Below are 12463 nucleotides of genomic sequence, written 5' to 3'. Positions count from 1 at the left end.
AGTTAATACTTTCAAATTGTAAAAAGTAACCCAAAATATTACATCAATATTTGATGAAAAATTAAAAGATCAATTAATAATACAAAATGAATAAAACGTGATATTATATATCTTTGCGCCTTCGATAAAATTTTGAATTCATATGCAACTGAGCGAACAGGAAAAAGTAAGAAGAGAAGCCAAAGAAAAACTGGAAGAATTGGGTATTAATCCCTATCCTTCTGAACCTTACGAGGTAAATGTTTCTGCCAAAGAAATCCTTGAAAATTACGAACGAAGGAAAATTGATTATAAAAACATCTCGATTGCAGGTAGAATCATGAGCCGCAGAATCATGGGTTCAGCATCATTTGCTGAAATTCAGGATTCAACTGATCGTATTCAAATTTATATTCGAAGAGATGATATTTGCCCGGACGAGGATAAGACACTTTATAATACGGTCTTTAAAAAGCTGCTTGATATAGGCGATATCATAGGAATAAAGGGCTATGTGTTCACTACTCAAACCGGTGAGATTTCTATCCATGTAACTTCACTAAAAGTACTTTCCAAGTCTCTCAGACCTTTGCCAATTGTTAAAGAAACGGAAGACGAACATGGGAATATTGTGAAACACGATGCTTTCGCAGATCCTGAGCTTAGATATAGACAACGATATGTTGACTTGATTGTAAATGATCATATCAAGGATACCTTCATTAAGAGAACAAGGCTGGTGAATTCAATGCGTGAGTATTTGAATGAAAAGGGCTATCTGGAAGTAGAAACACCAATATTACAACCACTTTATGGAGGAGCTGCTGCAAAGCCTTTCAAAACTCATCACAATAGCTTAGATATGACTTTGTATCTAAGAATAGCCAACGAACTTTATTTAAAGAGATTGATTGTTGGGGGTTTCGATGGGGTTTATGAGTTTTCTAAAGACTTCAGAAATGAAGGGATGTCAAGATTCCATAATCCTGAATTTACCCAGGTTGAGTTATATGTGGCATATAAGGACTATAACTGGATGATGGATTTGGTCGAAGAGATGATTGAGAAAGTGGCACTTGACATTCATGGCACTACGGAAGTTCAAGTAGGTAAGAATGTAATTGACTTTAAGAGGCCTTGGAAAAGGTTTACCATGTTTGAAGCCATCGAGCATTTTACAGGAATAGATATTTCTGAGATGAATGAAGAAGAGCTTCGTAAAACAGCGAAAGAGCTGAAAGTACCTGTTGATGAAACTATGGGTAAGGGTAAGTTAATTGATGAAATTTTTGGGGAGAAATGTGAAGGCCAGCTTATTCAACCAACTTTTATTACAGATTATCCAGTGGAAATGTCTCCATTAGCCAAAAAGCATAGAACCAAAGAAGGCTTGGTAGAGAGATTTGAGGCAATAGCTAATGGAAAAGAAATATGTAATTCATTCTCGGAATTAAATGATCCTATAGATCAAAGACAGCGTTTCCAGGAGCAATTGGAGCTCGGTAAACGAGGAGATGAAGAAGCAATGACTTTGGACGAAGATTTCTTGCGAGCTCTTGAATATGGAATGCCTCCAACAGCAGGATTAGGCGTAGGGATAGATCGATTAAGTATGATAATGACTAACTCCAATTCCATTCAAGATGTACTATTCTTTCCTCAGATGAAACCGGAGAGGAAGCCAGTAAAAGCAACAGATGAGGATTTTAAGAAGTTAGGTATAAGAGAAGATTTGTTGCCTATTATACATAAAATGGAGATTACAGCTACAAAACAGATAAGAGAAGCAAACCCAAATAAGCTTTTTAATGACATCTGTGGTATGCGTAAGAAGATGAAGCTAGAGATTGAAAATCCTACAATTGACGAGGTAAAGGGTTGGCAAAAGTAATAGGATGATTAGCGATCGAAGAAACTTCTGTTTCTGTCTATCTTAAGATCCTGTAATAAAGACGATTTCACGTGGATTGAAAAACTATAGCTTTGGAATCGACCAAAGGGAGTCCAGTTGAAATCCATTTGCCAACAGTGCAGGTCCCGTGTAATACCGAGTCGAGTAGTCGTGAAATCTTTATTTTCAAAGTCATAACCAGAGTTGAAGGTTATTTTCCACTTTTCAGTTAATGAGAAATCTCCGGAAAATCTGAGCGACTGTGTTGTGTTGGAATCTTCAAAACCTCTCTGGCTAAAGTTAAGACTATAGTTTAGCCTCAGACTCCATGGAATATTGAAATCAACATAAGAATCAGGATTAGCCAGTAAGAAATCTTTGTCGTCTTGATTTAGATCCGAATTTTGAATTGCATTGTTGGTCGTATTATCTTTATTTCTGGCCTTAGGATTCAGGTTTGTGCTTATGGCTATTGTTGCTTGTGATAGTTGGCCTAACCCATCTCCATTATTCCACGCGTACCTGTCAATTCTTCTTTGAAATACATTTTTTCGTCCTCTTGTATCGAAGTTAATACTATCTAAAATATAGACATACGGATCAATTGTTCCATTAAAGTTTATATTGAATTTATTATCAAGGATGGATGTATTTGCTCTTATGCTAAAATTTGATAATTGAAATTCTTCCGCTACAAGATTGTAGCTAGTACTAAATCCAAAATTATTTAGTAACGGTACTTTTTTGGATTTAACTTCAGCTGTATCTGATTTGGCCTTTACCTTCATTTCTAAAGTATTATTGAGTGAAAGACCTATTGAAGCATTTTCTCCAGTTCTTGGACTTCCATATACAAAGCCTTGATAACGAGATTGTAGCAATTCATCACCGTTTTCATTTTCTAGCCTTTGGAAGTAACCATATCGATCATCACTGAAGTCTGGGGCGTAATTAAAGGAAATATTTGGATTCATAACATGCCTAATAGCTTCAACTTTTCCTTTCTTGAAAAAATACGTACCATAAAGTCTGGTGTTAAAGCTAGTTCCAACACTATAGGTTGAAATTCTGTTGAAACCACTGAGCGTATCAACCACAACCGCTCTGGACTGATTAGCAGTATCCAAATCCCATATTAAACTTTCGAAATACCAAGTTTCCTCATAGTTAAGAGAGGGACTGGCAGTAAAGTGCTTTAGCATTTTGAAAGATGTACTCAAAGGAATGGTATGACGTACACCATTTTTAGCATTTTTAAAGAAAGTCCCCAGGTTGTCAAAATCGAAAGGAGCGATACTATCTTGAGCTTCATCAGCACCAATACGCCCAACATTGTTTGTAATTTGATTTGTACCGGCCATAGTATATCGCAAATTCAGTTTTTCCATCCATCCAGGTCCTGTTCCTGTTTCGCTAGCTAAGGGGTAGACGTTACCCATATTTAATGTTAAAGAAGGTAGCTGCAAGTCAACTTCACGAGTTCGAATATCCTGATTATGACGTGCGCTAATACCTAAAGTAAAAGGGCTATTTCCAAATGTTTTTGAATATGCCACATTGGAACTTAACTGTCGAGTTACGTTATCAAAACGGTTACTGTTCGCATCTCCGTTAATACCAATAAAGTTATTTTGGTTGTAGGTAGAGGTAGCGGCATTAACACTTGCATTAAACCTGCTATTCCCTTTACTCTCAGGGTTGTGCGACCATGTAAGGCGAAAGTCATTTTGGTTAGACTCATCCTCAATCTGATCGCTCAATCTAATTTTGGTGTAAGCAAAATTAAGGTTTCCATTAAACGCATAACGCTTTTTATATACAGAATTAAAATTAATCCCATGACCACCTTTGGAGTATAAATCGCCTGTTAATGTTGCCTTAAAATAGTCGCTTACATCAAAGAAATAACCACCTCCTCGAATGAAAAAGCCCCTTCTACTTTCTTCACCATACGATGGAATAATAACACCGGAAGAGGCCTCATTCTTAGCGGGAAACATTCCGAAAGGTAGCCATAAAGGTGTAGGTACGTCATTAATTTCTAAGTTGGCTGGGCCAGAAACTATTTTATCATCTGGTATTGCTTTGGTTCGTTTGGCTCGAATCCGATAATGTGGATGCGCTAAATTGCAAGTGGTATATGAGTTATCAATACTAAATAACTCGTTCTGAGCATTTTTATAAACGGTTTCTCCATGTAAGTACCCTTCTCCTTGTTGGGTTACTACTTCAGAGATTCTGGCCCTACCAGTTTTAAAATTGTAGGTAATGTCTTTGGTTTCGTATACCTCACTTCCATTTTTAAAAATCGGGAAACCTATTTTTGTTCCAGTGGAATCTACTTTTCCTTTGGCGGAAAGCGTATTATTGTTGTAGTCAATTGTAATATTTTCTGCCTCTAACTCAATTGAGCCATATTTGATTTTTGCATCACCATATAGCTGAACAATTTTTGAGTCAACAGAAAAGTTAATTGAATCTTTGGCTGAATATTTGATTGTTGTCTCTATGTCTCCTTTAGGAGGCGGTTTTGAGGCAGAGTCAGCAGGGTTTTGATTACTTAAAGAGTCTAAAGCTACAACTGTTGAGTCGTTGCTTAATAATGAGTCGTTTTTAACAGGGATTTCATTTAAATCTCCGGTTTGAATATTCAGCTCATTTTCTGGGTTTTGACTTAAACCCGGAATTGTGAAAATAGTACAAAATAAAAAGAGAAGGCAAAACTTCACGGGTATGAAACAATTCAATTTGTATGGCCTACTTTTCGGATTTAATGAAAATTTTACAATTTTGTGTAAAGTTATTGTAATAACACTGAAGAAGCGAAAGAATGTGAAGAATATTGCCATCGTAGCCGTTCTCTTAGCAATAACCTTGCTAACTTCATCAACCTCTCTCAGGAAATCTGACTTTAAAATCAAAACGGTAGTTATTGATGCCGGCCACGGAGGTCATGACCCTGGTACTCACGGTCAGTTTAGCGAAGAAAAAGACATAGCCCTAGATGTTGCTATGAAGGTTGGTGGTTATATAAAGGAGTATTTGCCTGATGTAAAAGTTATTTACACAAGAGATGCTGATAAATTTATTGAACTCGAACAGCGTGCTAATATTGCTAATAAGAACAATGCTGATGCCTTCATTTCAATACATGCAAATGCAGTGTCAAAAAACACCATTTATGGTACAGAAACCTATGTGATGGGTGCGCACAAAACCCAAGGAAATTTTGAAGTAGCCAAAAGAGAAAATAGTGTAATCCTTTATGAAGATGGTTACGAAGAAAAATATGAAGGTTTCGACCCCAATTCACCCGAATCTCAAATTTTATTTTCATTAAGCCAAAGTGCTTACATCGAAAATAGTTTATATCTGGCTAGTAAAATAGAAGAACAGTTTGGCAAGAGAGCCGGAAGACATAGCCGCGGGGTAAAACAGGCTGGTTTCTGGGTGCTTTGGCGAACAGCTATGCCGAGTGTTTTAGTGGAAATAGGATACCTCACCAACCCAAAAGAAGAGCAAGAACTAAATAGTGAATCAGTACAAGGAAATATAGCTTCAGGAATATTTCGTGCTTTCCGAGACTATAAAAATGAAATAGAATCCTTAAACTAGCAAAGTGAAAATATCTAAAGAATTTAAGGTAGGCGTTTTTATGGTTGCAGGTATAAGTATATTATACCTGGGCTTTAACTATTTGAAGGGGCAGGAATTCTTTTCTTCCAACGATAAATACTACGCCATTTATGCCAATATAGATGGTTTAAATGTATCTAACCCAATCATGATTAACGGGTTTACTGTAGGTAGAGTGAGCAGAATTACCCTTTTGCAAAATGACAATGATAAGGTACTTGTTGAGCTAGATATAAGAGGAGAGATTGTTGTTGGTGATTCTACCGTGGCAGTGTTAAACAGCGATTTCTTAGGCAATAAATCTATTTCACTAAGAGGAGGAAATGTGGCTGTGCCCTTACAAAGTGGAGATACACTTATTGCACAGTTAGATAAGGGAATCGCAGATATTTTAGCGGAAAGTGCTCAACCAGTAGCAAATAACCTTGAAGCAACAATTAAAAAGATAAATGCGATTTTAGATAACCTTCAAGGTAATGGTGAAAGAGTCAATCAGTTGATGGAGGAATTAGCTAAAAGTCCTAAAATACTGAATGCATCTATTTATGAGCTAAGAAAAAGTGCAATAGATATGATGACTACCTATGATCAGGTAGGGAAGGAGTTGAATACAACATTAAAGAGCACTAAACCAGCTATTAGAAATTTTACAGCCTTTTCTGATTCACTAAAACAAATGGAACTTCAAACAACTGTTGAGAGAGCCAACAAGGCACTTTCAGATTTAAGTTCTGCCATCGAGCATTTTTCTAAAAATGAAGGAACTCTTGGAAAGCTCATTAACGATGATTCATTATATGTAAACCTGAATGATGCTGTTCAAAGTTTAGATAGGCTGCTTATTCATATAGATACTAACCCTAAGCACTTCTTCTCACCATTGGGTAAAAGCAAAGAGAAGATTGAAAAAGAGCGTAGGAAAGAAGCCAAAAGAGGCAACTAGCGAGGTAAATAGTCAATATTCCTGGCGCTTTCTGTTACTGAGTCAATTTGAATACTGCTTAATTGCTCCATTTACTTAATTATTCCTCTGATAATCTTTAAAATTGTGGCAGTTAACTTACAAACGTTTGTAAGTACAAATTATAAAGAATGACAACCTACTTATGGATATAGAATTCAATAAGAATGAGGATAACCTTAAGCAACTCATTTATCAATTAAAGACTAAATCGGATAAAACAAAACTTGGCGGTGGCGAGAAGAAAATAGCTTCTCAGCATGAAAAGGGAAAGCTCACTGCCAGGGAAAGAATTAATTATCTTACCGATAATGAATCCGAATTTCTTGAAATAGGTCTCTTTGCTGGTGAGGGTATGTATCAAGAAGTAGGAGGCTGCCCATCGGGTGGTGTGGTAACAGGCATTGGCTATATTCAGGGTAGACAGTGCGTAATAGTAGCCAACGATGCCACTGTAAAAGCGGGTGCATGGTTCCCCATTACTGCCAAAAAGAATTTACGCGCTCAGGAAGTGGCTATGGAAAATAGACTTCCAATCATCTATTTAGTAGATAGTGCCGGAGTGTTTTTGCCAATGCAAAATGAAATTTTTCCTGATAAAGAGCACTTTGGAAGGCAATTTAGAAATAATGCAAAAATGTCTTCAATGGGCATCGTTCAAATCGCAGCTGTTATGGGTAGCTGTGTGGCTGGTGGAGCATATCTTCCAATCATGTCCGATGAAGCGATGATAGTTGATAAAACAGGTTCCATATTTCTCGCAGGCTCATACCTAGTTAAATCGGCCATTGGCGAAACAATAGATAATGAAACACTCGGTGGCGCTTCCACTCATTGTGAGATATCTGGCGTCACTGATAATAAGTTTGATAATGATGAGGCTTGTTTGGACTATATAAAATCGATTTTTGATAAAATTGGAGCTTACGAGAAAGCAGGTTTTGATCGGGTTAAATCAGAAGAGCCATCTGAAAGTGTTGATAGTTTGTTGGGCATTATTCCTCAAGATAGGGTAAAACCATACGATGTTAAAGATGTAATTAAGCGGCTGGTGGATAAGTCAGAATTTGACGAATACAAGGCGCTTTATGGAAAAACCATAGTCTGTGGCTATGGCAGAATTGATGGCTGGTCAGTGGGTATTGTGGCCAATCAACGTAAGGTGGTGAAAAGCAAGAAAGGCGAAATGCAAATGGGTGGTGTAATTTATTCTGATTCGGCTGATAAAGCAGCTCGCTTCATTATGAACTGCAACCAACGTAAAATTCCTTTGGTTTTTTTACAAGATGTAAGTGGTTTTATGGTGGGGAGCAAAGCGGAGCATGGAGGCATCATTAAAGATGGAGCCAAAATGGTAAATGCTATGGCTAACTCTACCGTACCAAAGTTTACTATTATGATGGGCAACTCTTACGGAGCGGGTAATTACGCAATGTGCGGAAAAGCATACGATCCGAGATTAATTTACGCATGGCCTACAGCACAAATAGCAGTAATGAGTGGGGCTTCGGCAGCTAAAACTCTGCTTCAGATAAAGGTAGCAACTCTTAAGGCAAAGGGAGAAGAAATTACTCCTGAAGCAGAAGAGAAGCTTTTGAAGGAAATTACTGATAAATATAATGAGGAGCTAAGTCCATATTACGCTGCCTCAAGATTGTGGGTAGATGGAATTATTGATCCCAGGGAAACAAGAAAAGTAATTTCAATGGGTATAGAGGCGGCAGATCATGCTCCTGTAGAGAAATTTAATGTTGGAGTTATACAAACCTAATTTTGAAATTAAATTTTCCGGACATAAATTAAAGCTGGCTAAATAATCTAATTTGAAGGATAGCGAATTTAAAGCACTAGTATCATTACTTGATGATGAAGACTCTCAGATTATTAATCACGTAGAGGATAAAATCAAATCATTAGGACAGGAAATAATACCTTATCTGGAAACGGAATGGGAGAGTAATTTAAACCCTTCTGTACAGCGAAGGATTGAAGATTTAATTCATGTGCTTCAATTTGAGTTACTACAAGAAAGACTTACAGAGTGGTATGAAACAGATTCTGATGATTTGTTAAAAGGCCTTTGGCTTATAGCCACCTACCAATATCCTGATCTCGAATTTGTAAAATTGAAGCAGGATTTAGAGCAGATTTATTATGAGGCATGGCTGGAATTTAAACCTGATGCACACCCTATCGATCAGGTGAAACTTTTGAATAGTGTCTTATTCAATAAATTAAAGTTCGGTGCTAACACAAAAAATTTTCATTCACCGGGTAATTCCATGATTAACGTGGTATTGGATTCAAAAAAAGGAAATCCAATAAGCTTATGCGCCATTTATATGCTTGTAGCACAACGTTTAAAAATGCCGGTATATGGCGTCAATCTTCCCAATTTATTTATACTTACTTATAAAGAGGAACAGCATCATCAATTTTATATTAATGTATTTAACAGAGGATTAATTTTCTCAAGAGATGATATTGACAATTACATTGCTGAGCTGAGAATTAATCCTCAGGAAAATTTCTTTCAACCCTGTAGCAATGTCGATATAATAAGGCGTTCCTTAAGAAACCTAATGAATGCATTCGAGAAGATCGGTGAGCACTCTAAAACCGAAGAAGTAAAATTGTTACTCCGCGCAATTGCCGGAGGAGATGTTAACGATTTAATCTAATCATCTAATCATACAACCAATGGGTCTGGTTGAATTTGCAACAGCAGATTTACCTGCTAACAAATTCTCAATATTCTTTTTTAAATATTGATCTTTTACATCATTAGCAACTTGTGGGTTGTTATCAATTGATCCTTTGTAATAAACCTTGTATGCCCCTCCTACAGGCTTGAGAAGAAAAACTTCAGGGCTTTTACGTGCACCAAATTGGTTGCTTATCGTACCATCTTTATCCGCAAGGTAAGGTACAGACAATCCCCAGGTGGAGATTTTATTTTTCATTTGCTCTGCTGTCTCCTTATCATCAGTCATACTGTTTACAAGAATAAACTGTATCCGATCTCCGTAGTCAGAAACTAACTGAGTAATCCTACCTTCGTAGTAAACAGAGTAAGGGCATACGTTACTGGTGAATATTACCACTACTCCATTTTTTGATGGCATATTTTTTAAGGAAAAAGCCTTTCCATCCTGAACATTTAAAGCAGTAAAATCGGTAATTGTCTGCCCAAAAGCGGGACTCGAAAGCAGAATAATTAAGCTAAATATATATTTCATCATTAGTCTAGGTTAAAAACAAGAACATAATCCGGTGTTACCCTGTAATGTAATTTAACCTTTTTTTTGTACTCATTCATATGAATAAGGCCAGTAATCGTGCCAGATTTTGATAAATCGAATGGTTCAACAATCATATGTTCATTAAAGATTAAACCTCTTTTTGAGTAAATTTTATACATGGCTTCTTTGGCGCTCCATAGAATACAAAGCTTTACAATGTCATTGTAAGAACCCTTTAACTCAGCTTCAGATAAGAATTTGTGAGCGATCTTTAACAACTTATCCTTCGGTTGCTCCAAATCAATTCCAACATCAGATTGGATATCATGTATTACAGCAACATAAGGATAAGAATGTGTAATAGAAATCTCACGCGATGAGCCTATTAATATGGGTTTTCCATTTTCATTTTTACTAAGGCCATTAAACTGAAATGAAAGACTTTTGGAGAGAGTTAACAAGCTCGCCCATGCAGCCAGTAATTCTAACCTTTTAGTATCAACTTTTATTTCTGAAAGCTTCCGTAGCAATTCAGGACTATTACCAGTTAATTGAAGTAATTCACTTTCAGATTCATTGATATGCCATAGAACGAGGTGCCTGGATGGAGTTATTTCTTCGATTTTTTCTAGAGGCATTGATATAGTAGCTCAGATCGTGCTTATTTGCTTAAAATTACCAATTTAGTCAAATTCAGGTTATGAGTAAGGTTGTGGTCAATAAAATAGATTCATATAAGGGCCATAACGATGCTGTTTATACACTAGAAGGCTTTTCTTCGGATAACATTTTCTTTTCTGCAGCAGGCGATGGCATGGTGGTACAATGGGACCTTTCAGAGCCCGATAAAGGTAAACTAGTTGCTAAATTGCCTAATTCGATCTACGGACTACATTACCTTCGAAATGCCAATGTACTGGCAATCGGGCATAATTACGAGGGCGTTCACTTCATTGATTTGGATGGAAAAGAGGAGCGAGCCTCACTTAAATTCTTAGAATCGGCCATTTTTGATATTCAGTCGTACAAAAATAAAATGTACGTAGGCGGTGGTGATGGGATACTTTATATTCTTTCATTAACACCTTTGAAATTAATCGATAAAATTAGTGTAGCTGAAAAGAGTGTAAGAACCATTTCAATCAATAAAGAAAGGCAAGAAATAGCAGTAGGAACTAGTGATAATACCATTAAGATTTTCGATTTAGAGAATCATGAAGAAAAGTATAGCATTGATGCTGCGCATGATAATAGTGTTTTTACACTGAAGTATAGTCCGGATAATAAGCTGTTGTTGAGTGCTGGCCGAGATGCACATTTAAAAATTTGGGATGTTGAAGCCGGGTACATGTTATTAGAAGATATAGTTGCCCACATGTATGCCATTAATAATATAGCTTTTAGCCCGGATGGCAAACATTTTGTAACTTGTAGCATGGATAAATCGATAAAAGTATGGGATGCTGAACGATTTAAACTACTGAAGGTTATTGATAAAGCAAGGCATGCGGGGCATGGAACATCGGTAAACAAACTGTTATGGACAAATCATAATGATTTGTTAGTAAGTGCCAGTGACGATCGAACAATATCGATTTGGAATTTAGAGTTATAGATTATAGTTGGATAGCAATATAGAAACATGAAAATTACGCCATTAGAAATACGCCAAAAGACGTTTGAGAAGGCTTTCAGAGGCCTTGATAAAGATGAAGTTATGGCGTTTTTAGCAACACTCTCAACTGAATGGGAGAAAATGCAGGACGAAAACAAAGAGCTCAAAATCAAGCTTGAGTCATCGGAGAAGGAAGTTGAGAAATTGAGAGAGGTAGAGAACTCGCTCTTTAAAACATTGAAAACTGCTGAGGATACTGGTGCAAGCATGATTGATCAGGCTACTAAAGCTGCGCAACTACATATGAAGGAAACAGAGATGAAGGCCGAGGCGTTAATGAACGAGGCCAAGTCGAAAGCCAAAGATATGATAGAAGAAGCTGAGATGAAGTCAAAAACGGCTGTCGATGATATGGAAGATAGGCTCAGATCAATGGCTCAGATTTATAGAAACCTTGAAAATGTTAAAGAAGATCTTTTATCGGACATTAAGACTTTTGCCAGTGAGGCTATTGAAAAAGCGAATCGCGTAAAAGCTCAACTTAAACAAATCGATATTGACGAAGAGCTCATGAAAGTGAAGCGGGATAGTAAACCTGCCAGTAAGAAGCTTACCCTTGATTTTGACACCAAATTAGAAAACACGGAACCTCCTGCACCTAAGGAACTGAAAGTGGAGAAACCGCAACCAGAAAATAAGGAGAAGAAAGAAGAATCAAAACCTGTGGAGGCTCCATCTTCTGATAGCTCTGATAACTCTTTTTTTGACGATTTCGAATAATGGGTAAGATTACGTTAGAAGGCCTGGCCTTCTATTCCTATCATGGTTACCATGCGGTTGAAAGAGAAAACGGCAACCACTTTGAACTCAACATTACTGTAGATACAGATTTTAGTGATGCGGCCGAAAATGATGATCTGGCTAAGACTGTAGATTATGAAAAGTTGTATGCTATTGCCAAAACGGAAATGGCCAACACTTCCAAACTTTTGGAACATGTGGTGAACAACATTGGCAAACGAATATTAAAAGAAGAAGGTGTGAATGAGGTGGAGGTTAGTCTTTCTAAGTTTAATCCACCTATCAATGGTGAGTGTAAACGAGCCACAGTGTCGATGAAGTTCAGACACTAGTCAGGC

The 12463-nt window shown here is 37.0% G+C and carries 11 protein-coding genes; 8 read left to right on the top strand and 3 right to left on the bottom strand.

Annotated features, from left to right (window positions below; translation table 11 throughout):
• Positions 1–142 precede the first annotated feature (142 nt).
• On the top strand, positions 143–1870 hold the full coding sequence (lysS, locus tag JR347_RS01260; RefSeq protein WP_205722255.1) for a lysine--tRNA ligase: 1728 nt from the start codon (positions 143–145) through the stop codon (positions 1868–1870).
• Positions 1871–1878: 8 nt separating this feature from the next.
• Here the strand turns inward: lysS and JR347_RS01255 are convergent, their stop codons facing one another.
• Positions 1879–4599, bottom strand: coding sequence for a putative LPS assembly protein LptD (locus tag JR347_RS01255; protein WP_205722254.1), 2721 nt, complete (start codon positions 4597–4599; stop codon positions 1879–1881).
• Between the two features lie 4 nt (positions 4600–4603).
• Between JR347_RS01255 and JR347_RS01250 the strand changes: the two genes are divergently transcribed.
• The 4 genes from JR347_RS01250 (at position 4604) to JR347_RS01235 (ending at position 9148) form a co-directional block, all read left to right on the top strand.
• Positions 4604–5485, top strand: a complete 882-nt coding sequence (locus JR347_RS01250; RefSeq protein WP_205722253.1) for an N-acetylmuramoyl-L-alanine amidase family protein — start codon at positions 4604–4606, stop codon at positions 5483–5485.
• A 4-nt stretch (positions 5486–5489) separates the two neighbouring features.
• Positions 5490–6449: an MlaD family protein gene (locus JR347_RS01245; RefSeq protein WP_205722252.1), complete on the top strand. Its 960-nt coding sequence runs from the start codon at positions 5490–5492 to the stop codon at positions 6447–6449.
• Between the two features lie 163 nt (positions 6450–6612).
• Positions 6613–8238 carry an acyl-CoA carboxylase subunit beta gene (locus tag JR347_RS01240; RefSeq protein ID WP_205722251.1) on the top strand — a complete coding sequence of 542 codons (1626 nt, stop codon included), beginning with the start codon at positions 6613–6615 and terminating at the stop codon, positions 8236–8238.
• Positions 8239–8290: 52 nt separating this feature from the next.
• The gene (locus tag JR347_RS01235) at positions 8291–9148 is read left to right on the top strand and encodes a transglutaminase-like domain-containing protein (RefSeq protein WP_205722250.1); all 858 of its coding nucleotides are present in this window, start codon (positions 8291–8293) and stop codon (positions 9146–9148) included.
• Here the strand turns inward: JR347_RS01235 and JR347_RS01230 are convergent, their stop codons facing one another.
• On the bottom strand, positions 9149–9709 hold the full coding sequence (locus tag JR347_RS01230; protein WP_205722249.1) for a redoxin domain-containing protein: 561 nt from the start codon (positions 9707–9709) through the stop codon (positions 9149–9151). It abuts the gene before it with no gap.
• Positions 9709–10347 carry a 4'-phosphopantetheinyl transferase family protein gene (locus JR347_RS01225; protein WP_205722248.1) on the bottom strand — a complete coding sequence of 213 codons (639 nt, stop codon included), beginning with the start codon at positions 10345–10347 and terminating at the stop codon, positions 9709–9711. The genes JR347_RS01230 and JR347_RS01225 overlap by 1 nt, the downstream gene beginning before the upstream one ends.
• 62 nt (positions 10348–10409) lie before the next feature.
• On the opposite strand from JR347_RS01225, the gene JR347_RS01220 reads away from it, so the two are divergent.
• From JR347_RS01220 to folB, 3 genes are read left to right on the top strand one after another with little or no spacing between them, the layout of a single operon-like run.
• The gene (locus JR347_RS01220; RefSeq protein WP_205722247.1) at positions 10410–11324 is read left to right on the top strand and encodes a WD40 repeat domain-containing protein; all 915 of its coding nucleotides are present in this window, start codon (positions 10410–10412) and stop codon (positions 11322–11324) included.
• A gap of 27 nt (positions 11325–11351) precedes the next feature.
• Positions 11352–12104, top strand: coding sequence for a DivIVA domain-containing protein (locus tag JR347_RS01215; RefSeq protein WP_205722246.1), 753 nt, complete (start codon positions 11352–11354; stop codon positions 12102–12104).
• Positions 12104–12457 (top strand): dihydroneopterin aldolase, encoded by a 354-nt coding sequence (gene folB, locus JR347_RS01210; protein ID WP_205722245.1) that lies wholly within the window; start codon positions 12104–12106, stop codon positions 12455–12457. The genes JR347_RS01215 and folB overlap by 1 nt, the downstream gene beginning before the upstream one ends.
• The last annotated feature ends 6 nt before the right edge of the window (positions 12458–12463 follow it).

The organism is Fulvivirga lutea (assembly GCF_017068455.1).
GTDB classification, from domain to species: domain Bacteria; phylum Bacteroidota; class Bacteroidia; order Cytophagales; family Cyclobacteriaceae; genus Fulvivirga; species Fulvivirga lutea.
Note: the sequence above shows the minus strand (reverse complement) of the source record. Positions and strands in the feature narration are given on the sequence as shown.

Coding starts and splice junctions, on each gene's coding strand:
- lysS (WP_205722255.1), top strand. CDS start 143: ATGCAACTGAGCGAACAGGAAAAAGTAAGAAGAGAAGCCAAAGAAAAA.
- JR347_RS01250 (WP_205722253.1), top strand. CDS start 4,604: ATGAAACAATTCAATTTGTATGGCCTACTTTTCGGATTTAATGAAAAT.
- JR347_RS01240 (WP_205722251.1), top strand. CDS start 6,613: ATGGATATAGAATTCAATAAGAATGAGGATAACCTTAAGCAACTCATT.
- JR347_RS01230 (WP_205722249.1), bottom strand. CDS start 9,709: ATGATGAAATATATATTTAGCTTAATTATTCTGCTTTCGAGTCCCGCT.
- JR347_RS01225 (WP_205722248.1), bottom strand. CDS start 10,347: ATGCCTCTAGAAAAAATCGAAGAAATAACTCCATCCAGGCACCTCGTT.
- JR347_RS01220 (WP_205722247.1), top strand. CDS start 10,410: ATGAGTAAGGTTGTGGTCAATAAAATAGATTCATATAAGGGCCATAAC.
- JR347_RS01215 (WP_205722246.1), top strand. CDS start 11,352: ATGAAAATTACGCCATTAGAAATACGCCAAAAGACGTTTGAGAAGGCT.
- folB (WP_205722245.1), top strand. CDS start 12,104: ATGGGTAAGATTACGTTAGAAGGCCTGGCCTTCTATTCCTATCATGGT.